Genomic DNA, 24,630 nt, shown 5'->3' with positions numbered 1-24,630 from the left:
GAGTAAAGCGATTGAATAAAACTTAAAAATAAAATTTACGTATGAAAAAGATACAGATGGTTGACTTGCAAAGTCAGTATTACAAAATTAAAAATGATGTAGACAATGCGGTTTTAAATGTGATGGATTCTGCTGCTTTTATCAATGGACCTGAAGTGAAATCTTTCCAGAACGAAATGGAAACTTACCTTGATGTAAAACATGTAATTCCGTGTGCAAACGGAACCGATGCGTTGCAGATTGCTTTAATGGGATTAGATTTACAAGAAGGAGATGAAGTGATTACTGCTGATTTTACTTTTGCAGCTACGGTAGAAGTTATTCATTTATTAAAACTAAAAACTGTGTTGGTAGATGTAGATTACGACACTTTTACAATCTCGACAGAGGCTATCAAAAAAGCAATCACTCCAAAAACAAAAGCGATTATTCCGGTTCATATTTTCGGACAGTGTGCCAATATGGAGGAAATTTTAAAAATTGCTGAAGAACATAATTTATTTGTCATCGAAGATAATGCACAGGCAATCGGTGCTCAATATACTTTTTCAGACGGAACCGCAAGACATGCAGGAACGATGTCTACAGTAGGAACAACTTCTTTTTTTCCATCTAAAAATTTAGGTTGCTACGGTGATGGTGGTGCGATTTTTACTAATAATGATGAGTTGGCTCACCGTTTAAGAGGAATTGTAAACCACGGAATGTACGAAAGATATTACCATGACGAAGTTGGGGTGAACTCAAGATTAGACAGTATTCAGGCTGCGATTTTAAGAAAAAAGCTTCCGAATCTTGATTCTTACAACGATGCAAGAAGAAAAGCTGCTGATTATTATGATGAAGCTTTTGCCGGAAATGAAAATATCTCTACACCAAAAAGAGATGAAAACTCGACACACGTATTTCATCAATATACTTTAAGGATTTTAAACGGAAAGCGTAATGAATTGCAGAAGTTTTTGACTGAAAAAGAAATTCCTGCGATGATTTATTACCCGGTTGCTTTAAGAAAGCAAAAAGCCTATTATCAGGAAAGTAATGACGCAGATTTTATCAATACAGACAAACTTTTAGATCAGGTAATTTCACTTCCTATGCATACTGAATTAGATGAAGAGCAGTTGAAGTATATTACGGATGCTGTGTTGGAGTTTATGGGATAATACTTTGTCAAAGTTGAAAATCTTTGACAAAGTTTAAAAAATATGAATAATGAAAATAAGAGAAAGTCATTTAGAACCCGATAGATTTTATCATATTTTTAATCGTGGAGTAAATTCTAAATTAGCTTTTTTGAATGATGAAAATTTTAATTTTTTCCTTAGAAAAGCTAAAATTTATATTGTTCCGTATTTTGAAATCTATGCATATTGTCTGATGCCGAATCATTTCCATTTTATATTGAAAACTAAATCTGAAATTGACTATTCTTCAGGCTTTAAAGAAAAAGGACTGCATTCAGAAGAATGTTTTTATAGTAAAATGTTAAGTAAATTTATTAGTAGTTACACACAGTCATTTAATAAAGTGTATCAAAGGACAGGTCCGGTTTTTGAATCACCTTTTAAAAGAATTCTTGTTAATTCTGAAGAATACCTTAGAAATTTGATTGTATATATTCATCAAAATCCTTATAACTTTCAAGAGTACAGATTTTCATCATATCTAGCAATTATTTCAGATTCAGAAACTAGTATTCAGAGAAAAAAAATTCTAGAATTATTTGACAACCGTATGAATTTCATTGAGTGTCATCAGAATAAAGATTTAAATTTAAATATAAACTTTGTCAAAGATTTTGAACTTTGACAAAGTAATAAAATAAAACAATGGCAATACTCGTAACAGGCGGACTTGGTTACATCGGTTCTCACACCGTAGTTGAACTTATTAATAATAACTTTGAAGTAATCATCGTTGATGATTTATCAAATTCAGAAAAATTTATTTTACATAATATTGAGGAAATTACAGGAAAGCGACCTATATTTTATCCTTTCGATTTAAAAAGAAAAGAGCTTCTTCATCAGGTTTTTGAGGCACATCATATTGAAGGTTGTATTAATTTTGCGGCTTTTAAAGCGGTTGGCGAAAGTCAGGAAAAGCCAATTGATTATTACGAAAATAATTTGTTTTCTTTAATCAATATCCTTCAAGAATTTAAGGCTAGAAAACTGTCAAACTTTATTTTCAGCTCATCTTGCACAGTTTACGGACAGGCAGACGAAATGCCAATCGACGAAAATACTCCGCTAAAAATGCCGGAAAGTGTTTACGGAAAAACAAAACAGATGGGCGAGGAAATTTTAAAAGATTTTGCTCAATCTTACAACAGTAAAATTTGTCTTTTGAGATATTTTAATCCAATTGGAGCGCATCCTTCAGCTTTGCTTGGAGAATTGCCAATTGGTATTCCAAATAACCTGGTTCCTTATGTGATGCAAACTGCTGCAGGAATTCGTGAGAAACTGAGTGTTTGGGGCAATGATTATCCTACAGAAGATGGAACGGCAATTCGTGACTATATTTATGTGGTAGATTTGGCGAAAGCTCACGTTGCTGCTTTGAAAAGTTTAATGAACAAAGACACAGAAGAAACAATCATTGATATTTATAATCTGGGAACAGGAAAAGGCTCGTCGGTTTTAGAAGTTGTAAAAGCTTTTGAATCTGCAAATGAAATTGCCGTACCTTACCAAATTTGCGATAGGAGAGAAGGCGATATTACTATCGCTTATGCCAATGCCGATAAAGCAGAAAAAGAACTCAACTGGAAGTCTGAAACGTCATTAAATGAAGCGCTGAAAACGGTTTGGGAATGGCAGAAATACTTAGATTCAAGAAAAAACTAAACTAAAAATAACACTAAAAATAAATATGAAAACGGAAAGAATAGGAATCACATTTTCCTCATTTGACCTGCTTCACGCAGGGCATATTAAAATGTTGGAAGAAGCTAAAACTGTTTGTGATTATCTGATTGTGGGTTTACAAATTGACCCTTCACATGAGCGTCCTACAAAAAATAAGCCCACTCAAACGATTGTTGAGCGATATATTCAGTTGAAAGCAGTGAATGCGGTTGATGAGATTATTCCTTATTACACAGAAGAAGATTTAGAAGATATTTTAAAATCTTTTGTAATTGACGTAAGGATTATCGGAGATGATTATTTAGATCGTGATTTTACTGGTAAGCAATATTGTGAAGAAAAAGGCATTGAAATTTTTTATAATAAAAGAGATCACCGCTTTTCGTCAAGTGATTTAAGGAAAAGAATCTACGAAGCCGAAATAGCAAAATCAAAATAAATAAAAATCCCGAAAAATTAATTTTTCGGGATTTTTTATGATGATAAAACTTTTAAGTTCTTGTAAATGATGGTGTTTTAAATTTTAAAGTCTTGAAATTAAGACCATCAACAAGCAACTAAAAACGATTACATTGGTCCGCCTTGGTCGTCGCCTGTAGCATTAGAATTTACATCTTTTTTTCTTTTCGGCTGCTCTATCTTTTCACCTTGCTTAAATCTGTAGGTTAAAGATACTGCAAACTGTCTTGGCTGCCATTGCATATAAGACTCTCTCGTAAAGTTATCTCCGTATGCAGTAGATTGCATGGCTCTTGTATTAAATATATCCTGAATGTTGAAACTTAAAGTTCCATCTCCTTTCCAGATTGTTTTTGAAGCACCAAAGTTAAGTGCATACATCTCTTTTCTGTCGATACTCGTCGTTTTTTGACCTCCTCTGTAAAAACCTTGCAGTTGGAAACTAAATGTTTTATCAATCTTAAACGTTGAGGTTAAACGTGCTCTCGCTGCAAAACCAGACCCATCAAAAGGCATAGGTTTAGGTACTACTCGTAAATCACTAAATGTTCCGGTAGTTTTATATCCAAACAAATCTACATTTCCTAAGAATTTTAACCATTTTGTAGCATCCCAGTTGAAGTTTAAATCTAAACCGTAACGGTCATCTGTACCTAAATTAATTGGTTTTGTATGAAACGCACCATTGGCATCAGAGAATACAAGCATTTTTACATCATCATTGGTATGTCTGAAATAAATAGTTGGGTTGATTGTAAATTTACCTTTAGAAATACTATATCCAAATTCATAAGAATCTACATAAGAAGGATTCAAATCAATATTTCCGTCAAAGATATTTTGATTATCGGTATAACTTGGATTAGGAATTAAAAACCACGATCTCGGTCTGTCAATTCTTCTTGAGTAATTAACTAAAAACTGATTGTCCTTTGCAATTTCGTAGCTTAAAAATATTGTTGGGAAAAGATTATTGTAGCTCTTCTTATTATCGATGTTTTTTGTGTCAGAATTTAAGTTTGAATATTGAATATCAACGTTAGAATACTCATTTCTTACCCCAACTTGGTATCCTAATTTCCCGATTTTACTTTTAAACTGTACATATCCTGCATTAAACATCTCTCTGTAGTTTGCATTGTATGTAAAATTGTTTAAATAATGAAAATCAACAAAAGGAGAGTAACGCTCTAAAACATCATTGTCATAATTGTTATTATTGATGTCTAATCTGTACCCTGCTTCAATTCTTGAGTTTTCACCAATTGGAAGTTCATAATCTGCTTTACCTACCAAAGTTTTGTTTTTTGTGGTTTGGCTAATGCTGTTCTGAAGCTCAAAAATATTATTTGTAATTTGATTAACGTCGGTATCGTTGTAAGATCTATTACTTTGTAAGCTTAATGATAAGGAAATATTTTGTCCTTTATCATCAAACTTGTGGTCTAAACCAAAATCTCCCTGAAACGCTAAGTTATTATTAGCACCTGTATTGATTCTTTCGGTAAATAAACTTGGAGCATTCAAAAAACGGTAACCATAGGTAATATTTCCTAAATTGTCGCTTTCAAAAGTTCTCACCGTTCCAGATGCATTTACAGATGTTTTGTCTGAAATATCATAAACTAAACCAGTAGAAGCATTGTAATTGCTGTTTTTATTTTTTGAAATAGATTCCTGATCGGTATTCGTTCTGCCACCATTTATAGCATTGTAAAATGTAGCATTATTTCTATTTGTATTTTTTGATTCACGATAACCACCGCCACCGTTCAAGAACCAGGTAAGGTTACCCTTTCTCCAGCTTAAATTGGTATTTAAATTGGTTTGAGGTAAATAGCCTAAAGTTCCGGTAACACTTCCGTTAAAACCTGTCTTTTTTGATTTCTTTAAAATAATATTTAAGATACCCGCAGTTCCGCTGGCTTCAAATTTTGATGAAGGATTCGTGATTACTTCAATTCTCTCAATCTGATCCGCAGGAATACTTTGTAAAGCATTGGCCCCATCATCAATTCCTAGAAGGGCAGAAGGCTTTCCGTTAATTAAAAATCGTACGTTTGAGCTTCCTCTCATCGAAACAGTTCCGTCAGTATCTACAGAAACCGAAGGTACATTTGATAATACGTCCTGAAGATTACCACCTTTACTTACAATATCCTGTGAAGGGTCATACGTTCTTTTATCGAGCTCAACTTTATATGGTTTTGCAGTAGCAGTAATCACAACCCCTTGAATGTCCTGAGTTTTTAAGTTTGTACTTGTTGCTTCAGGTTCTATAGAAAGTGCACCAATACTTCCGGCTGTGGTAATTTGCTTATTGATTACACTTTTTTTGTAATCGATTGCTTCTATCGTAATATCGTAGTTACCTGGAGTAAGGTCTAGTTTGTAGTTTCCTTTTTCGTCTGTAAGGGTAGCATCACTCAACAGTTTGCTTGTTTTATTACTGAACGTTACAGAAGCGTAAGCAACCGGCTGGTTACTTTTATCAACCACAGTTCCTGAAACTCCCACTTTATCTTGCGCAAAAGCAAAAGCTGCTGCAGATAACACAAAAGTAAGTCCTAAGGTTTTCTTTGTGAAAATACTAATTATTTCCGTCTGATTCATAAGGTATTCTTTAGATAAAACCGTAATGAAAAGGTTTTAATTTTATTGATTTATTAAAGCCTTTAAAAACACAATTTCACGATTCGTTTATTATTTTTAATAGATAGGTCGCCTAAAAGCGCTAAATGTTAATTATTGATTTGTTAAAATAAAGTTAAATATTTTTATTATTTAATATTTTTTGAGTTTAGCCAATCTTGATATGCTTTTGCATTGATGACATGTTGCTCTGCACTTGCCGTAAATTTGTGGAATCCGAATCTTTCAGGGTCTGCACACATAAAGATATAATCGTGTTTTTCAGGGCTTAAAACTGCATCTACCGAATTTTTGTCTACCACACAAATAGGTCCTGGCGGAATTCCTTTGTTGGCGTAAGTATTATAAGGTGATGGAGTCGTAAGGTGCTTATAAAAAACTCTTTTAATAGGTTCTTTAAAATTGGTTTGCTTGTTTATTGCATAAATAACGGTTGGGTCAGATTGCAATTTCATTCCTTTTTTATATCTGTTTAAGTATAAACCGGCAATTGTTTTCATTTCATCCTGCTTTCCACCAGATTCTTTATAAACAATAGATGCCAAGGCATAAATTTGGTCTCTTGTTAAACCAGATTGCTGTTCTTTAGCTTTTCTTTCAGAATTCCAAAATTCATTGTACTGATTTTCAAATTTTGTGAAAAATTCTTTCGGAGTAACCGTCCAGAAAAAATTATAAGTATCGATGAAGAAGTATTTTTTTAAATCTTCAGCGTTTTTATATCCTTTTTCAGAAGCTATTTTATCAAGTTCTGTGACGAATTGTAAAGAATCAAGCTCTGTTTTTTTGCTCACTTTTCCTACCATTTGATAAACATCTCCGAAATCACCAATTCTGAATGAGTTTTCAGTCTGATTTCCGGCTTTTATCATATTTACCAAACTTGTATTGCTGGCTCCTTTAGCAAAATGATAACGACCTGGCTTGAAATATTCATCCATGTTTTTATCTTTTGCTACCTCAACAAATGATTCTTTATTATCAATATAATGAGCGATGGAATCTAAAACCTGATTAAATTTTGCACCATGTGGAATCAAAACATACCCGTCTTTGGATACATTGTTTCCGTAATACTTATTGTAGAATTTTAAACCAAAAAATCCTGCTACGGCAAGAATAAGGAGTACGATAATGAGAATAGCTTTTTTCATTATGATTGAAATAGGTTAAAAGTTTTTATTTTTTTCTAAAGAATATCTATATTTCCTCTGAAAACTTGTTTTGCAGGACCTTCTAGCCAAATCTGACGGAATGTTTCTCCCTCTTTTTCGGCATACACTTTAAGGTCACCACCCAACGTTTTAACTTTTATGGAGGTTAGATTACTTTTTTTAAGAAAAGTTAAAGCAGAAGCCGTAACTCCTGTGCCACAACTGTAAGTTTCATCCTCAACGCCTCGTTCATAGGTTCTTACGAAAATTTCATCATTAGAAATATTTTCTACAAAGTTGACATTGATGCCTTTTTCTTTATAATTTTCAGAGTATCTGATGCTATTTCCTTCTGCAAAAACATTGAAATTAGCAATGTCTTCAACATATTTAATGTAATGAGGCGAGCCTGTATCTAAAACTGAATCATCACCATCATTGGTAATGGCTGTAACATCGCTCATTTTTAGTTTTACAATATTTCCGTTGATTTCAGCTTCATGAAGTCCGTCAATTGCCGTAAATACCGTTTTGTTATCTTTAAAAATAGAAAGGAAGTGAGCGAAAGCTACCGAGCAACGAGCTCCGTTTCCACAGAAGCTTTTTGAGCCATCAGAATTGTAATAATCAACTTCAAAATCTACGCCTTCTGCTGAGTTTATCTTAATTAATCCGTCTGCACCGATGCCAAAACGACGGTCGCAAAGTTTTTTAATATTGATGATAGATAAATTATCCCACTCTCCGGAACGGTTGTCGAGCATTACAAAGTCGTTTCCTGTTCCTTGATATTTATAAAATTCCATACTTTATTTTCTCTAAAATTAGCCTGCAAAATTAATATAATTATAACAAAAAACGAACAGCGATTGCTGTCCGTTTCAATATTTAGAATAATTATCTTCTGAATCCGCTTCTTTGAGGATTGTTGTCTGAATTATTATTGTTCTGAGGCGTTGTCTGTGTATTGTTTCTGTAGTTTCCGCTATTGTTTTGTGTGGGTTGCGTCTGATTTCTTGTTCCACTGTTTCCCTGATTTTGATTACGGAAACCTGAGTTACTTGGGTTTCTTACTCCGTTGTTTGTGTTATTTCGTGGCGGAGTATTATTATTATTATTATTATTATTATTATTATTATTATTATTATTATTATTATTAGGTCTTTGACTATTATTGTTTCGGTAAGAATTATTATTTCCGTTACCTATGCCGTTATTCGGTCTTTGACTTGTTGTTACCTTTCCTACAGCGCCAGAATTACGTTGTACATAGACTTTATTTCTGTTGTTTCCGTAATAGTAAGGTACGCCGTTGTCATAATAATATTGCATATCATTTCTATAATAATATCCGTCATTACCATAATATCCACCAGAGCCATAATAGCCTGAAGGTGCATAATAGTATCCGCTATCATAATATGGGTCTCCGTAAGCATTGTTGTCACTGTAAACAGCGCAGGATGTCAAACTAAATCCTAATAAAAGAACTGCTGTTATTTTTAATATATTTTTCATAATTGTACTCTGTATTTTTCTTTAAAACTTTTTTTCCAATTGACATATCCAATGATAGCCATTACAGTAAATACCAAATATTGAACCGAAGTGATACCATATCCTTTATAAATATACATCGGGATAGAAATGAGGTCGCCCAAAATCCAGAAAAACCAACTCTCAATGCGTCTTTTTGCCATGAGCCACATGCCAATCAAAAATACAGAGGTCGTAAAAACATCCAGCCAATTTGCCCAATCGAGATGATAAAAACCAAACTCTATATTTTCCATAGAAAAATGATTGTCAATATAAGGTTTGTAGTAATAAATAATCATCACGAGAAAGATGCTTAAGATGAAAAGTATTGCCGCCATCATCCATTCTTTCTTTTTTGCCCAAGAAACATCTACGTGAATTTGGTCTTCAGAATTTTTATTCCACAAAATCCATCCATACACGCTCATTACGGAGTAATAGACATTAATCATGCAGTCTCCAAGCAAGCCGGCGATAAAAAGAAGATACACATATATTATGGTGGAAACGATTCCTGTGGGATATACCCAAATGTTTTTCTTTATTGAAAAAAACACGCTCATAATGCCTAAAACAGTGGCGATAGCTTCAAGAAAGATGTGTAATACTGTGGCAGATTCGTAAGGTTTTATGAAGAGGTCGTACATATTCATGGCTTCAAAAATAAGTAAAAATTGTAGCATCTTAAAAATGCATTAAAATAGGTGTAAATCAGTTTTGTATAATTTAAAATTAAAATAAATTGACAAAAGTTTATCAATAAATATTAAGGTCTCTAAATTTTTTATATTTTCGTAAATCTTTAAAACAAGGAAAACAATATGTCAAATATTTGGAAAACAAAACCATTAGGAGCCTATGAGGCTGATATGAAAAAGAGTGAGCTCAAGAGAGTTCTAGGGAAGTGGAGCCTTACTGCTATTGGTATCGGAGCAATTATCGGAGGTGGAATTTTTGTACTTACAGGTACCGGCGCTTACTATCATGCGGGTCCTGCTTTAGCTTTATCATTCGTCGTTGCAGGGATCGCCTGTATCTTTGCAGCACTCTGTTATGCAGAATTTGCTGCTTTATTACCTGTTGAAGGTTCTGCATATGCCTATGCTTACGGAACGGTAGGTGAAGTTTTTGCCTGGCTTATCGGTTGGGGATTGGTTTTAGAATATGCGATGGGGTCTATGACGGTCGCCGTTTCGTGGTCCGGATATTTTAATAAATTTTTGAAAATTATTAATATAGAGCTGCCTTATTATTTAACGAATGACTTTTCTACAGCAAAACAATATGCGGTGAGTCATGGTTTAACAGAGCCAAGCTTTGCATTCAATTTACCAGCATTTATCATTGTTTTAATTGTTACTTCAATTTTGGTAAAAGGAACTAAAGAGGCTGCAGGAGCAAATAACATGATTGTAATTTTAAAAACTTCTGTTGTTGTTTTTGTAATCGTTGTAGGTGCTTTATTTATCAATATGGATAATCTTACACCATTTATTCCAGACGAAAAAATGATTCTTCAGTCAGACGGAAAAATGGGAGCCGCTTATGGTTTTAACGGTATTATTGCCGGTGCAGCAGCGGTTTTCTTTGCATACATTGGTTTTGATGCGGTTTCTACTCAGGCTGCAGAAGCTAAAAATCCTAGAAAAGATATTCCTTTTGCGATTATCACTTCATTGTTGGTGTGTACGGTATTATATATTTTAATGTCTTTGGTGCTTACAGGAATGATGAACTATAAGGATTTCGGAACAGTTCCTGATGCCTTAACTGCACCTGTTGCTGTTGCTTTTGAAAAAGCTACCGGAATGGATTGGGCAGTAATCTTAATTACTGTTGCAGCAACTATCGGGCTTATTTCGGTATTGTTGGTAATGATGTTGGGGCAGTCTAGAATTTTCTTAGGAATGGCAAAAGACGGTCTTCTTCCTGGGATGTTTAAAGAGATTCATCCGGTAAGAAAAACACCTTATAAAAATACTATTTTGTTAGGTATAATTGTAGCGACTGTAGCAGCACTTACGCCAATCAGTACTTTGGTACATATGTGTAGTTTCGGAACTTTATTCGCATTTACAATGGTTTGTTTTGCAGTTTGGTTGCTAAGAATAAGAAAGCCAGAATTAAAAAGAGGCTTCAAAACACCTATGCTTCCTGTTGTAGCATCATCAGGTATTTTAATCAATATTTATTTGATTATCAACTTAGAGGCTAGTGCAATTTATATGGCAATTGGTTGGTTAGCTTTAGGGCTTCTAATTTACTTCTTGTACGGTAGACGTAATAGTGTTCTTAACAAAGGAGGTTACGATGAATTTATGGAAAAATAAATTTTAAATAGATACTTTAGAATCCGCAGATTAATTTTCTGCGGATTTTTTTATTTTTGTTATTATGAAAAAAATCTTCAGTTTATTATTTTCTCTCATCGGTTTATGGATGTTTTCTCAAAAAATCGAAAGCTTTGAAACCATTTTAAATGATAAAATTAGCATCCGAGCAATCGAATTGTACGATAATAAAGTCTGGTATTCAGGAACAGAATCTAAATTTGGCTTTGTTGATTTAAAAGACCCTAAAAATCAAAAACAAATTAAACTGTCTGAAAATAAGTTGCAGTTTCGAACATTAGCGCAAAATAAAGACGCTTTTTATGCCATTAATATTGAAAGTCCGGCTATATTTTTCAGAATTGATAAAAAAACTTTAGAAAGTGAGATTGTAGAAATAGATTCTGCAAAAAATGCGTTTTATGATACATTACATTTTAATAAAGATAAATTTTATACATTCAGCGACCCTGAAGATGATTTAGAATTTAAAATGCCTACATTTTCTGAAAAAAATGGAAGTTTTAATTTTCATTTAGAAACATCATCAGATTTTTTACTTTATAAAGGTGAAGCTGCTTTTGCAGCCAGCAATACAAATATTTCTTCTACTAAAAATTTTATTTGGTTGGCAACTGGCGGTGCATTTTCAAGGATTTTTAGATTGAATTTGAATACACAAAATTTTGATATTTTTAAAACGCCTTTTATTCAAGGTGAATCTTCTCAGGGGATTTATTCAATAGATTTTTATAACGAAAAATTCGGCATTGCTGTTGGTGGTGATTACACAAAACAAGAAGCCAATGTTAATAATATTGCCACTACAAATGATGGCGGAAAAACTTGGAAAATTCAAGCATCAGGAAAAAATGCAGGGTACACAACCTGTGTGAAAATAAAACCCAATTCAAAAGGGAAAGAAATGATTTCTGTGGGGGATCAACACATCAGCTATTCTTCAGACTTCGGAAAAACCTGGAAGAAAATTTCCGATGAAAAAGGTTTTTATGTTTGCAAATGGGTAAATGGAAATACGGTGGTTTTTGCAGGGAAAGATAAGATTTCTTTAATGAAATTAAAATTTTAAATTTTTCAGATAAAGTATATCTTTTCAATCTGAGCAAATTTGAATCTTCTTAAAATTATCTTTGACAAAATTTTTACATGAAAAATTTAAAAATATTTTTTCTATTATTAATTCCAACCTTTTTTTATGCTCAGAAAATACGGGTTTTCGTTTTGGCAGGTCAGTCGAATATGAATGGTTTTGGATATAATAAGGATCTTCCGAATGATTTAAAAACTTTTAAAGATGTTTATATTTTTCAGGGAAATTCTGTTCCGGATGGCGAAAAAAATGGCGGAGTAGGAAAATGGGATGTTTTGAAAGCCGGAAACGGAACTGGTTTTAAAACTGACGGAAAAATAAATGCTCTTTCAAACCGATTTGGATTGGAAATGACTTTTGCCAAAAGGATGAAAGAACTTTTTCCAAACGATAAAATTGCTTTGATAAAATATGCAAGAGAAGGCACCTCCATCGACAGCCTTGCGACGGGAAGCTTTGGCTGTTGGGATTCCGATTATCACGGAAAAAATGGACTTAATCAATATGATTATTTTCTGAACACGGTAAAAAATGCTTTAAGCGAAAAAGATATTGACGGAAACGGAAAAGCAGACGAACTAGTAATCTCGGGAATTTTGTGGATGCAAGGCGAAGGAGACGCAAGCTACAACGAAGAAATTGCAAATAATTATTACGCTCATCTGAAAAATTTAATGAACCAAATGCGGGCTGCTTTGCGCACCGATGATTTACCTGTTGTGATTGGAAAAATTTCAGATTCAGGAAAAAATGAAAAAGGAAAAGTCTGGCCAATGGGAGAGTTGGTACAATATGCTCAGGAGAAATTTGTACGTGAAGATAAAAACGCTGCGATTGTTCGCTCAACCCAAAAATACAATTACGGAAACGACCCATGGCATTATGACAGTGCAGGTTATATCGATTTGGGGAAGAGTTTCGCAGATGAAGTATTTAGACTCATTATAAATTTCGAGAAGAAAGACTAATATAATTCATGAACTTTAATTCAGCAGGAATGGTTAATTTTGTAGAATGAAATTGATCAATTTCATCAGTTTAGAAAAAATATAAAGTTTCAAATGAATTCGTTAATCGATAAATATAATATTCCAGGCCCGCGTTATACGTCTTATCCCACTGTTCCTTATTGGGACGAATCTACTTTTTCTCCGGAAAAATGGAAATCAAGTGTCATTAAATCTTTTAATGAAAGCAATTCGGGAGAAGGAATTTCAATTTACATTCACCTTCCTTTCTGTGAAGCATTATGTACTTTTTGTGCTTGTCATAAACGTATTACAAAGCAACACAGTGTAGAAGTTCCTTACCTGGAAAGTGTTTTAAAAGAATGGATGCTTTATCTTAAATTATTTAATGAAAAGCCAAAATTAAAAGAACTGCATTTAGGAGGCGGAACTCCCACGTTTTTCTCTCCGGAAAATCTAAAAACTTTATTGCAGGGAATTTTTAATACAGTAGAAATTGCAGAACATCCTGAATTTTCTTTTGAAGGTCACCCAAATAATACCACAAGAGAACATCTTCAGACTTTGTTTGATTTAGGTTTCCGAAGAGCTAGTTTTGGAGTGCAGGATTATGATTTGAAAGTTCAGAAAGCTATCAACAGAATTCAGCCTTTCGAAAACGTAAAAAATGTTACTGAATGGGCTAGAGAAATTGGCTATACAAGCATTTCTCATGATTTGGTGTATGGTTTACCACATTCTAATTGGGAAAGTATGGCGCTTACCATTCATAAAACTTTAGAGTTGAAGCCAGATCGTCTTGCTTATTATTCTTATGCTCATGTACCATGGATAAAAGGAGTAGGGCAAAGAGGTTTTGATGAAAATGATTTACCAAGCGGTGAAGAGAAGCGAAGATTGTATGAAGATGGTAAAAAATTATTAGAAGAATTAGGATATAGAGAAGTAGGGATGGATCATTTTTCTTTGGAAGATGATGAGTTGTACAAATCTATGATTTCGGGAGATATTCACCGTAATTTTATGGGATACTCTTCGAGCAAAACTCAGCTGATGATAGGTTTGGGAATGAGTTCGATTTCAGATTCTTGGTATGCTTTTGCTCAAAATGTAAAAACGGTTGAAGAGTATCAAAAAATTGTTGAAGAAGGGGAGATTCCTGTAGTGAAAGGCCATGTTTTAAATGAAGAAGATTTATCAATCAGAAGACATATTCTAAACTTAATGTGCCAATTGGAAACCACTTTTGAAAATAAAGAAGCCATCCCGGAGCTTGAAAATGCTTTTGATATGCTTCAGGAAATGGAACGTGATGAATTGGTTGAAATTAACGATAATCAAATAAAAATTACTGAAAAAGGACGGGCTTTCACCAGAAATGTAGCCATGGTTTTTGATCTCAGAATGTTGAGAAACAAGCCCGAAACCAGAATTTTTTCAATGACGATATAGAATAAAAGCGATTCAGAAATGAATCGCTTTTCTTTGCCTAAAGCCTAAAGCCTAAAGCCTAAAGCCTAAAGCTATTTAATCATAATTTTCTGGCTGTAAGATTTAAAATCTCCCGCTTTAATATTAATATAGTAAACTCCTGCAGGAATTCCTGAGATATTGATGCTGTTTTCAAAATCGAATTTTGTTTCATCTAAAACTTTTCTGCCTTCGGTAGTGAAAATTTCTGCAACATTATTATTTCCTTTTAACCCATCAACAAAAATTCTTTCAGAAGCAGGATTGGGATACACTCGAATTTGGCTGAATGTAGTATCTTGCACTCCTAAAGTTGCCGTTGTAATCTTGTAAATTTTACCATTGTTTACAGCTGCCACATAAAGTTCTTTAAGATTATCTTGTCCGAAAGTGGAAAAATTATTTCCGCTAAAAGGAGTCGTCCAAGAAATTGAATTATTGGTTTCCATCATCCCGATTTGTTGAGAACAGTAATCTGCAAAAAAGTATTTTCCCTGCAAACTAGGATTTTGGGTTCCGCGATAAACGTAACCTCCGGTAATAGAACATTTACTTCCAGAATGATCATAAATAGCGACCGGAAAAGTCATGGTTGATGAAGCTGCACAGCCAGTTGCGTTATACGTATTATTTCCTTCGTAACATCTCCATCCATAATTAATTCCAGCTTGCGTTATCGGCATTCGGTTGATTTCCTCAAAAAGGCCTTGTCCTACATCTGCAATCATTACATTTCCGGTGGTTAAGTCAAAAGAATATTTCCACGCATTTCTTAATCCATAAGACCAAATCTCATCTGAACCATCTATCCCTACAAAAGGATTTTCTGTAGGAATGTTGTAAGCCGCGGTTGAATTAATATCAATTCTAAGCATTTTTCCTAATAATGAATTTTTGTTTTGCGCATTATTGTTAGGGTCTCCTGAACTTCCTCCATCTCCCGTCACCACCCACAAATTTCCGTCCGGAGCAAAATGAATGCTTCCGCCGTTATGGTTTGCAAAAGGCTTGGGAATGTTTAAAATAATCTTTTCTGAATCCGGATCAGCAATATTAGAATTGGTTGTACTCACAGAATATCTTGCTACGATAATATTTCCGGCTGTATTGTTGTAATACACAAAAAAATATCCGTTAGTTAAATATTGAGGGTGAAAAGCCAAGCCTAAAAGACCTCTTTCTCCACCGAAATTTATTTTACTGCTAATATTAATAAAATCTACAGCATTTATTGTTCCGTTAGGTTGTATAATCTTAATAATTCCATTCTGTTGCACTACGAAAAGACGGCTGTCATTTGCATTGGTAATTTCTACGGGATTGGTAAGCCCTGTTGCGAATTCTTCCAGAACAAAACTTTGAGCTTGTACGATTAAGGAAGAGAATAATGTTAATGAAAGTAATAGTTTTTTCATAATATTTTGAAATTTAAGGTGTTGTATAGTTTGAATGAAAATTTCGTACCAATACTTATTTTTAATATTTAATAAAATAAGTCATAAAATATTCTTAAAATACGATTGCCGATATATCTGAAAATAAACCATTTCTGTTGCTAAAAGTTCATAAAATGTCAATAAAATCATTATATTTGCCGACTTAATTTAACGTAGTTATAACAAAATGCAAGGAAAAGGACTTATTACAATTGTTGCTATTGTACTAGGGTTAATTTGCTTAAATGAGCTATTACCAACCTGGTACGCCGGCAGAATTGAATCGCAAATCGAAGCTGCGAACGGAAACGAGAAAGAAATTCAGAGATTAAAAGATGAAACTTTAAATCTTGGGTTTACAGAACTTTCTTATGCTAAGGCAAAAGACAAAGAAATGAAGCTAGGTCTTGACCTGAAAGGGGGGATCAACGTTCTTTTGGAAATCAATCAGAGAGATCTGGTGAATGATTTAACTAATTATTCTACCAATCCTATTCTTATTGAGGCTCTAAATAGAACAGATGAAGCTCAAAAAAACTCTACAAAATCTTATATCGACAACTTCTTTGTTGAGTTTGATGCCGTAAACAAAGCAAAAGGCGCAAACCTTAAACTTGCAGATCCTGAAATCTTCGGAAATACTAATCTTTCTGAGATTAAATTTAACACCACAGATGATCAGGTAAGAAGCATTGTTAAAAAAAGAATTGATCTTTCTGTAGGTACAGCTTTTGAAGTAATCAGAACCAGAATTGATAAACTAGGAGCTATCCAGCCAAACGTACAGAGAGTTCCGGGAACGGCAAGAATCTCTGTAGAAATGCCGGGTATGAAAGATATCGATAAGGTGAAAAAGATGCTTCAAACTTCTGCAAAACTTCAGTTTTGGGAAATACAGCAGTTTGCTGAAGTAGCACCTTATTTTCAGACTTTAACAGCGGTAGTTGCTGCAAAAGGTGACTCTATGGGAGTTGCTAAAAACACTAATTTCCTTAATCTTATGCAGGGTGGTAAATCTGGAAGCATGAGCTCTGTAGGAAGTGTGAAGCTAACAGATACTGCAAAAGTTAACAAGATTTTAAACAGTAAAATTGCACAGTCTTTACGTCCTGCAAATATTAAATATACCCAATTTATGTGGGGGTACAAGCCAGAATCTACGGATGAGAAAAGCTTGGTTTTATATGCTATAAGAGGTAATATCAACCAAAAAGCTCCGGTAGATGGAGCTGTAGAAACTGCAAGCATCGGTTACGATGAATTGAGCAGAGTAGTGGTAGATATGCAAATGGATTCTAAAGGTGCTAAAGATTGGAAAACGCTTACTGAGAAAAACGTAGGAAAACCAGTTGCTGTAACTTTAGATAACAGAGTATATACTGCGCCAAATGTACAGGGTGCAATTCCTAACGGTAGAACTCAAATCTCGGGTAACTTCTCTCAGGAAGAAGCTAAAGAATTGGTAGACGTTTTAGGAGCTGGTAAATTACCTGCAGGTGCAAAAGTAGTACAGGCTACACAAGTAGGTCCATCTTTAGGACAAGAATCTATTGATGCGGGAGTTATTTCATTCTCTATTGCATTCTTAATTATTATTGCATACATCATTTTCTACTACGGTGGAGCTGGAGTTTATGCAGTAATTGCAATGATCATCAACTTATTCTATATTTTCGGAATTATGGATTCCGGAGACTTTACATTAACGCTTCCTGGTATTGCGGGTATTGTACTTTCAATGGCAATGGCGGTAGATACCAACGTAATTATTTACGAAAGAACGAAAGAAGAATTGTTTGCCGGGAAAAATATTCTTGAAGCCTACAAAGATGGTTTCAAACATGCATTGAATGCGATTATTGATGGTCACTTAACGATGATTTTGACGGCGGTAGTGTTGTTCTTCTTCGGAACAGGTCCTATCAAAGGATTTGCATTAACACTATTGATCGGTGCTGTAATGACATTGTTTACTTCAATCTTACTTTCAAGAGTAATGATTTTCCACAGATTAAATAAAGGAAAAGGACTTTCAGTTTGGACTCCTCCAACGAAAAACCTTTTCAGAAATACGTGGATCGATTTTATTGGAAAAAGAAAATATTCATACATCATTTCTGCAATTTTAACGGTAATTTCTTTAGGATCAATTTTCGTTAATGGATTTAAATTTGGTATCGATTTTACAGGGGGTAGAAACTATGTGGTAAGATTTGATAAAAATGTAAATGCAGAAGATATTGAAAATAATTTGGTGAAAGTTTTCACAACTCAGGATGGTAAAAACTCTTCTGTAGAAGCTAAAACTTTTGGAAATGAAAATCAGCTGAAAATCTCTACAGATTACCTTATCAATGACGAATCATTGAAGGCTGACCAGACGATTGAGCAAAAATTATTTGAAGGTTTAAAACCAAATCTTCCTGCAAACATGACTTTAGAAGAATTTAAATCTGCAGATACAGATCACGCAGGTATTATCTCTTCCGAAAAAGTAGGACCTTCTGTAGCTGATGATATTCAGACACACGGTACTCTTGCAGTAGTTGCTGCATTGGCAGGTATTTTCATCTATATTTTGGTGAGATTTAGAAAATGGCAGTTTTCATTGGGTGCAGTTGCTGCATTGTTACATGATGCTATTATCATCTTGGGTGCGTTCTCACTATTCCATTCTGTAATGCCTTTCAACATGGAGGTTAACCAGGATTTCATCGCGGCAATTCTTACAGTATTAGGATATTCAATTAACGATACGGTAATTATCTTCGATAGAATTAGAGAATACTTAAGAGAGAAAAAAGCGCTTACTTTATCAGGATTGTTTGATGATGCGATTTCTAGTACTTTAGGTAGAACGTTTAACACGACGTTTACTACATTACTTGTAATTCTTGCCATCTTCATCTTTGGTGGAGACAACTTGAGAGGGTTTATGTTTGCATTGTTAATCGGTATTGGTTTTGGGGCATACTCATCAATCTTTATTGCATCAGCAATTGCTTACGACTTCCTTAAATCAGGAAAAGAAGAAGATGTACACGGTAAGTCTTCTTCAGACAAAGAATTGCTTGCTACAAAGTAATATCAACTACATTAAATATATTAAAGAGCCTTTCACCCGAAAGGCTCTTTTTTTTGATACCATTTTAAATAAAACTAAATCAACAATTCTATAAACCAACAACAATTAATAAATTAAAAACGAATATTTTTCCCGATTTACTTATTTTTGCATAACAATGGAAAACTCAAAAAAGAAAGCAGCCATGAGCTTTATATTTATCACATTGCTGATAGATATAACGGGATGGGGAATCATTATTCCTGTAGTTCCACAATTGATTAAAGAACTGATTCATGCTGATATTAGTGAAGCTGCAAAATATGGTGGCTGGCTCGGCTTTGCTTATGCTTTCACCCAGTTTGTTTTTTCGCCCGTTGTAGGAAACCTTAGTGATAAATTTGGTAGACGACCTATTATTTTGATTTCACTTTTTGGCTTTGCCATTGATTATATCTTGCTTGCTTTGGCCCCAACAATTTTATGGTTATTTGTAGGACGTGTTATTGCAGGAATTACTGGAGCAAGTGTCACCACAGCGAGTGCCTATATTGCTGATATTTCTAATGATAAAGACAGGGCCAAAAACTTTGGATTAATTGGTGCTGCATTTGGTTTGGGTTTTATTATAGGTCCGGTTTTAGGTGGTGTTTTAGGACATTATGGTGCAAGAGTGCCATTTTATGCAGCAGCAGGTTTATGCCTTTTAAACTTCCTTTATGGGTATTTTATACTTCCCGAAAGTTTAGATAAAGACAAAAGACGTGAGTTTAGCTGGAAACGTGCAAACCCCGTTGGTTCTTTCAGGTTTTTAGGAAAACATCCTGAAATTTCAGCTTTAATTTTTGCTTTAATTTTAATTTATATTGCAGGTCATGCGGTACAAAGCAACTGGAGTTTCTTTACGATGTATGAATTTGATTGGACAGAAAGAATGGTTGGAATTTCTTTAGGAGTCGTCGGTCTTTTGGTTGGTTTGGTTCAGGGAGTTCTAATTCGATGGACAACCCCAAAGCTCGGTGAACAAAAAAGTATTTATTACGGATTGATTTTATACGCAATAGGATTGTTTTTATTCTCATTTGCCTCTGAAGGTTGGATGATGTTTGTATTTTTAATTCCTTATTGCTTGGGAGGAATTTGCGGTCCGGCATTACAGTCTGTAATCACAAAATCGGTTCCTTCAAACGAACAAGGTGAGCTACAGGGAGCTTTAACGAGCCTAATGAGTGCAACATCCATTATCGGACCTCCGGTAATGACCAATTTATTTTACTTTTTCACCCATGACGAAGCACCGTTTAAATTCTCCGGAGCCCCTTTCTTCTTGGCATTTATACTAATGTCTGTAAGTGTAGTGGTTACTTATTATGCTTTTCAGAAAAAGAAATCTTAAAATTTATTTAAAATTAAACATAACATATTTTATATATATAATCTTTTGTAATTTAGCACCATGGAATTAAGCATTGGAGAAATGGCACTTATTGCCATTGCAATTGTAGTTTTGTTTGGTCCGGATAAACTACCTCAGATTGCTCGCGACCTTGGAGCGGGAGTGAGAAAAATGCGTGGCGCAGTAGAAGATATCAAAACTGAAATCATGAAAGAAACAGATAACCCTGTTTCTGAGATAAAACGTGAGATTGAAAAAGTAAAAGATGCTGCAAAAGATTTTAATCCGATGAAGAATATCGAGGAAAACATTTTAAAAGAACAGCCTTCTGCAACAGAATTACCAACAGTAAAACCTGCAGATGATGAAACTTACGAAGGGCCGGTAAGCCGTTAAAATATGGAAGAAATTATTCAGGAAGATAAGAATCTTTTCCTTTATCTCAACAATTTGGGGGATACCCCTTTTGACCAGTTTTGGATGATGATTTCGGCAACCTGGATTTGGGTTCCGCTTTATGTAATTCTTTGTTATCTTCTCTATAAAAATTTCAAATTAAAATCTCTGTTGTATATTCTGTTGTTCGTTGCGATAGGCGTAACGGTTTCAGACCAGGTTTCAGGGATTTTCAAATATGGTGTCGCAAGACTAAGGCCTTGTCATGATCCTTCACTTCATAACGTGATGCGTATTGTAAAATGTGGCGGGCAATATGGTTTTTATTCTGCGCACGCTTCAAACACTTTCTTTTTGGCAAGTTTCCTAAGTTTTTTATTGAAAGATAAGCTTAGATGGTTTCCTTATGCTATATTCGTCTGGGCTGCAGTAGTAGCATACAGCCGCATCTATCTAGGAGTACATTTCCCGATAGATATTTTGGTTGGGGCATTTGTTGGAACTTTATTGGGAGGGATTTTCGCTATGCTCGCAAAAAAAGTGATTAACAAGCAAACCGTAGCTTCTTAAAAGTATTTACTCGTTCTTGGCTTAATAGCAATATTTTTTAGTTTTCTCTCTGTTAAGAATGTAAAAAGCCAATTGTACTTGTACTGAAGACTAATATTCAAAATTGATTCTTACGGAATATATTCAGAAATGTCAATCAAAATTATACGTTAATCTTGAAGCTACGTAGAACTATTTTAGCTTTCAGTCTATCTTACTAAAATAAATTAAAAATTCATGTTAAATATTGTTCTCGTAGAACCAGAGATTCCTAATAATACCGGTAATATCGGAAGACTATGTGTAGGAACCGGAAGCAGATTGCATTTAATACATCCGTTCGGATTTTTAATTGATGATAAAAACCTGAAACGTTCAGGTTTAGATTATTGGGTTCATCTTGATGTTACAGAATATGAAAATGTGGATGAATGGATGAAAAATATTCCTGATTTGTCACGTGTTTTTCTGATGAGTTCACATGCTGAGAAATCTTATCTGGAAATAGATTTTCAGGATGGGGATTGGTTGGTTTTCGGAAAGGAGAGTGCAGGCTTAAGTAAAGATGTTTTAGACCGTTTTGAAAATCATTTGACTATTCCGATGTCTAAATTGATTAGAAGCTTTAATATCGCCAATTCGGTTGCCTTTGTAGTAGGAGAAGCAAAGAGACAGATTACTTTGAAAAAATAGTTATACAAACGTTATAATCTTATTTTGACTCTAAAATTTTTAATTGTTGTTAAAAAAAATAATAAAATTTAAATTTTATTAAAAGCCTTGTGTATATTTGTGAAATATCACTCATTTAAGATTTATTTAAATTATGAAAACACTTTCTAAACTTATTTTATCAACAGCTTTTGTAATGACTTTAGCAATTTCAAATACTGCTTTTGCTCAGGGAACTAAAAATGAATTAGCCATTCATACCAATTCTTTACTTGGCGAAACTGTTAAAAGACATGAAGCATCTCCCAAATTAAAAGCTTCGACTCTGATTCTTATCAACAAAAATGAAAGCTCACTAGAAGCTCTTAAAGAACTTAAAGGGGAAGATGTAAAAGGCGTAAAAGTACTTTTAGATGATTCTGTAAAGAAAAAATTCAGAGAAAAAGGGATTAAAGAAATTATTTCTGTTACTACAAAATAGCTAATCGTTGTGATACGGTTTTCCCTGTAAAATCTGATCCGCTCTGTAAAGCTGCTCAACAATAAAAAGTCGAATCATCTGATGCGTAAATGTCATTTTAGATAATGACATTTTTTCGTTGGCCCTGTTGTAGATTTCATCCGAAAAACCGTACGCTCCGCCAATCAGAATGTGAACTTTTTTCACAGAAGAATTCATCCAAGTATCCATTTTGTTTGAAAATTCGCGACTGGTAAACTGTTTTCCTTTTTCATCAAGAAGAATAACCAAATCGTTTTTGTCGATTTGATTTAAAAATAATTTGGCTTCTTCTTTCTTTAAAAGGTCAGAAGACAGATTTTTGGCATTTTTGACATCTGGGATTTCTACAATCTCAAAATTCCAATGTTTTGGAAGGCGGGTGAGGTAATAACTGATTAAAGATGTAATTTCTTTGTCATCTGTTTTCCCAATACAAACTAAACTGATTCGCATTTCTTATATTTGCTGAGCACAAATATACTTTATGGCTATAAAAATTCCTAAGTTTATCTTAAAATTTCAAGAATTTCTAGACGACATCCATCTTCCGGTTCTCGGGATATCGCTTTGGCAGATGTTTCAAATCTATATTTCAGGGATTTTTAAAGGAAAAATAGGGCGAAAAGCAGCAGCAATTTCATGGAGCTTTACTTTGAGTTTATTTCCTTTTTTACTCTTTTTACTTTCGGTAATTCCTTATATGCCACATTATGATAAGCTTCAGTTCTATATTTTTGAAGTTTTAATGCACAATATTTTCCCTTCCAATATCGAAGGTGATGTACGAAATTATATCGAAAATAATATCATTCCCAATATGAAGGGAATCAGTAATTTAACGATTCTTATTGCTTTAGTTTTTGCGACCAACGGTACTTTTTCTTTAATCAACGGTTTTAATGAAAATTCAGAAGAAAAACTTAGCGATGTAAAAGAGTTTATACTTTCATTTTTCATCACAATTGGCTTTGTAAGTATTATATTTTTAGCGCTTTTCGGAGTGTATTACACCGAAGTTGTTTTGAAAGATTTTTCGCCAGGTTATAATTTGTCATGGATCGTAAGGAATCTCTCTAAAATCATTGGTTTTGTGTCGTTTCCGCTCTTTTATTTTATATTGTTAGCGATGTTTTATTGGTTGGGAACAGTGAAAATTATTAGATTCAGACAGGCGATTCCTGGCGCGATTCTAACGACAGTTTTATTTGTGGTAACCACTTATTTCTTTGCCCTATATGTTAAAAATATTGCCCGTTACAACGTTCTTTACGGGTCAATTGGAAGTATGATTCTTTTGATGATTTGGGTGAATGTAAATGTTTACCTGCTACTTTTCGGAAATGAGCTGAATATGGCATTGAGAAAATTAAGAATAGAAAAATTACTTTCTGACGAAATCAAAAGAGAAGCAGAAAATTATCACGCAGAAAAAACAGAGCCTAATTTAGAAGGCGATGATGAACACAAAAGACCTTACCTTAAAAATAATGAAAAATAAATTAAAACCTTTTACACTACTATTTCTATTAGCCTCTTTTTTCAATCTTCAGTCTTGTGATCAAATGATTGATGAGATTCATAAAAATAAAGAAGAACAAAACTATGTTTCTCCCTACAGAGGTAAATATACGGGAACTTATACAGGAGATTCTACCGGAGAGTTGATTATTAATGTAAGCGAAAAAGGTTCTATTGAAATTACACGAACGAGCTTAAATTTTAGTGAATCTTATTATACAGGTTTTATCAACGCATCCCTCAATACCACCAATAAAGCACCATCAGGTTTTATGCTGATAGGCAATCTTAATTCTAAGATGGGAACTTGGGAAATGGGAAGTTCTAAAGGAAATTGGACCGTTAAAAAGAACTAATTTTCCTCTAGCATAGAATATTTCAACCGAAAAAGAGACAAAAGAAATTTGAAATGTATATTATTTTAGATATTCAAAGCTCTTAAAAGAAAAAAGAATACAAGAGTTTTCAAAATCTTGTATTCTTTTTTCTTTTAATAAATAAGCTTTAATAAAAAAAGCTAAATCTTTTGTGCCTTTTG

General features: G+C 33.8%; 23 protein-coding genes. 16 read left to right on the top strand and 7 right to left on the bottom strand.

Going from position 1 to position 24,630, the window contains the following annotated elements; all coding sequences use genetic code 11:
• The first annotated feature begins 41 nt into the window (after window positions 1–41).
• The 4 genes from LO744_RS12600 to LO744_RS12585 are packed head-to-tail and all read left to right on the top strand — an operon-like array spanning window position 42 to window position 3,315.
• Window positions 42–1,166 (top strand): DegT/DnrJ/EryC1/StrS family aminotransferase, encoded by a 1,125-nt coding sequence (locus tag LO744_RS12600; protein WP_230669724.1) that lies wholly within the window; start codon window positions 42–44, stop codon window positions 1,164–1,166.
• A 49-nt stretch (window positions 1,167–1,215) separates the two neighbouring features.
• Entirely contained in the window at window positions 1,216–1,812 is a 597-nt protein-coding gene (locus LO744_RS12595) for a hypothetical protein (RefSeq protein ID WP_230669722.1), read from the top strand.
• 20 nt (window positions 1,813–1,832) lie between these two features.
• The gene (galE, locus tag LO744_RS12590; RefSeq protein ID WP_230669720.1) at window positions 1,833–2,855 is read left to right on the top strand and encodes a UDP-glucose 4-epimerase GalE; all 1,023 of its coding nucleotides are present in this window, start codon (window positions 1,833–1,835) and stop codon (window positions 2,853–2,855) included.
• A 25-nt stretch (window positions 2,856–2,880) separates the two neighbouring features.
• Entirely contained in the window at window positions 2,881–3,315 is a 435-nt protein-coding gene (locus tag LO744_RS12585; RefSeq protein ID WP_230669718.1) for an adenylyltransferase/cytidyltransferase family protein, read from the top strand.
• A 128-nt stretch (window positions 3,316–3,443) separates the two neighbouring features.
• On the opposite strand, the gene LO744_RS12580 is transcribed toward LO744_RS12585, so the two are convergent.
• The 5 genes from LO744_RS12580 to pnuC all read right to left on the bottom strand — a co-directional run bounded on the left by LO744_RS12580 (window position 3,444) and on the right by pnuC (window position 9,333).
• Complete coding sequence (locus LO744_RS12580) at window positions 3,444–5,948, bottom strand: TonB-dependent receptor domain-containing protein (protein WP_230669717.1); 2,505 nt, start codon at window positions 5,946–5,948, stop codon at window positions 3,444–3,446.
• 167 nt (window positions 5,949–6,115) lie between these two features.
• A complete protein-coding gene (gene mltG, locus LO744_RS12575; protein WP_230669715.1) occupies window positions 6,116–7,141 on the bottom strand; it encodes an endolytic transglycosylase MltG in 1,026 nt (341 codons plus the stop codon).
• A gap of 35 nt (window positions 7,142–7,176) precedes the next feature.
• The gene (gene dapF, locus LO744_RS12570; RefSeq protein ID WP_230669713.1) at window positions 7,177–7,947 is read right to left on the bottom strand and encodes a diaminopimelate epimerase; all 771 of its coding nucleotides are present in this window, start codon (window positions 7,945–7,947) and stop codon (window positions 7,177–7,179) included.
• 91 nt (window positions 7,948–8,038) lie between these two features.
• Entirely contained in the window at window positions 8,039–8,659 is a 621-nt protein-coding gene (locus LO744_RS12565; RefSeq protein ID WP_230669711.1) for a hypothetical protein, read from the bottom strand.
• Window positions 8,656–9,333 (bottom strand): nicotinamide riboside transporter PnuC, encoded by a 678-nt coding sequence (gene pnuC, locus LO744_RS12560; RefSeq protein WP_230670577.1) that lies wholly within the window; start codon window positions 9,331–9,333, stop codon window positions 8,656–8,658. Before pnuC ends, LO744_RS12565 begins: the two co-directional genes overlap by 4 nt.
• A gap of 168 nt (window positions 9,334–9,501) precedes the next feature.
• Between pnuC and LO744_RS12555 the strand changes: the two genes are divergently transcribed.
• The 4 genes from LO744_RS12555 (at window position 9,502) to hemN (ending at window position 14,541) form a co-directional block, all read left to right on the top strand.
• Complete coding sequence (locus LO744_RS12555) at window positions 9,502–11,010, top strand: APC family permease (protein WP_230669709.1); 1,509 nt, start codon at window positions 9,502–9,504, stop codon at window positions 11,008–11,010.
• 64 nt (window positions 11,011–11,074) lie between these two features.
• Window positions 11,075–12,100, top strand: coding sequence for a WD40/YVTN/BNR-like repeat-containing protein (locus LO744_RS12550; RefSeq protein ID WP_230669708.1), 1,026 nt, complete (start codon window positions 11,075–11,077; stop codon window positions 12,098–12,100).
• A gap of 77 nt (window positions 12,101–12,177) precedes the next feature.
• Complete coding sequence (locus tag LO744_RS12545; RefSeq protein ID WP_230669706.1) at window positions 12,178–13,089, top strand: sialate O-acetylesterase; 912 nt, start codon at window positions 12,178–12,180, stop codon at window positions 13,087–13,089.
• Between the two features lie 93 nt (window positions 13,090–13,182).
• The gene (gene hemN, locus LO744_RS12540) at window positions 13,183–14,541 is read left to right on the top strand and encodes an oxygen-independent coproporphyrinogen III oxidase (protein WP_230669704.1); all 1,359 of its coding nucleotides are present in this window, start codon (window positions 13,183–13,185) and stop codon (window positions 14,539–14,541) included.
• Window positions 14,542–14,612: 71 nt separating this feature from the next.
• Here hemN and LO744_RS12535 read toward each other — a convergent pair whose 3' ends face one another.
• Window positions 14,613–15,974: a PQQ-dependent sugar dehydrogenase gene (locus LO744_RS12535; RefSeq protein WP_230669702.1), complete on the bottom strand. Its 1,362-nt coding sequence runs from the start codon at window positions 15,972–15,974 to the stop codon at window positions 14,613–14,615.
• A 208-nt stretch (window positions 15,975–16,182) separates the two neighbouring features.
• Between LO744_RS12535 and secD the strand changes: the two genes are divergently transcribed.
• The 6 genes from secD to LO744_RS12505 all read left to right on the top strand — a co-directional run bounded on the left by secD (window position 16,183) and on the right by LO744_RS12505 (window position 22,553).
• Window positions 16,183–19,080 (top strand): protein translocase subunit SecD, encoded by a 2,898-nt coding sequence (gene secD, locus LO744_RS12530; protein WP_230669700.1) that lies wholly within the window; start codon window positions 16,183–16,185, stop codon window positions 19,078–19,080.
• 157 nt (window positions 19,081–19,237) lie between these two features.
• A complete protein-coding gene (locus LO744_RS12525; protein WP_230669698.1) occupies window positions 19,238–20,455 on the top strand; it encodes a TCR/Tet family MFS transporter in 1,218 nt (405 codons plus the stop codon).
• Between the two features lie 60 nt (window positions 20,456–20,515).
• Entirely contained in the window at window positions 20,516–20,851 is a 336-nt protein-coding gene (locus LO744_RS12520) for a Sec-independent protein translocase subunit TatA/TatB (protein WP_230669696.1), read from the top strand.
• Window positions 20,852–20,854: 3 nt separating this feature from the next.
• Window positions 20,855–21,421, top strand: a complete 567-nt coding sequence (locus tag LO744_RS12515; protein WP_230669694.1) for a phosphatase PAP2 family protein — start codon at window positions 20,855–20,857, stop codon at window positions 21,419–21,421.
• A gap of 216 nt (window positions 21,422–21,637) precedes the next feature.
• Window positions 21,638–22,093, top strand: a complete 456-nt coding sequence (locus LO744_RS12510) for a tRNA (cytidine(34)-2'-O)-methyltransferase (protein ID WP_230669692.1) — start codon at window positions 21,638–21,640, stop codon at window positions 22,091–22,093.
• 133 nt (window positions 22,094–22,226) lie between these two features.
• Window positions 22,227–22,553, top strand: a complete 327-nt coding sequence (locus tag LO744_RS12505; protein ID WP_230669690.1) for a hypothetical protein — start codon at window positions 22,227–22,229, stop codon at window positions 22,551–22,553.
• Here the strand turns inward: LO744_RS12505 and LO744_RS12500 are convergent, their stop codons facing one another.
• Window positions 22,554–23,027: a 23S rRNA (pseudouridine(1915)-N(3))-methyltransferase RlmH gene (locus LO744_RS12500; RefSeq protein ID WP_230669688.1), complete on the bottom strand. Its 474-nt coding sequence runs from the start codon at window positions 23,025–23,027 to the stop codon at window positions 22,554–22,556.
• Between the two features lie 31 nt (window positions 23,028–23,058).
• Between LO744_RS12500 and LO744_RS12495 the strand changes: the two genes are divergently transcribed.
• Window positions 23,059–24,072, top strand: coding sequence for a YihY/virulence factor BrkB family protein (locus LO744_RS12495; RefSeq protein ID WP_230669685.1), 1,014 nt, complete (start codon window positions 23,059–23,061; stop codon window positions 24,070–24,072).
• A complete protein-coding gene (locus tag LO744_RS12490) occupies window positions 24,062–24,448 on the top strand; it encodes a hypothetical protein (protein WP_230669683.1) in 387 nt (128 codons plus the stop codon). Before LO744_RS12495 ends, LO744_RS12490 begins: the two co-directional genes overlap by 11 nt.
• The last annotated feature ends 182 nt before the right edge of the window (window positions 24,449–24,630 follow it).

The organism is Chryseobacterium turcicum (assembly GCF_021010565.1).
In the GTDB taxonomy this organism is placed as follows: Bacteria; Bacteroidota; Bacteroidia; order Flavobacteriales; family Weeksellaceae; genus Chryseobacterium; species Chryseobacterium turcicum.
The sequence above is the reverse complement of the archived record's forward strand: the minus strand, read 5'-3'. Positions and strand labels throughout refer to the sequence as shown.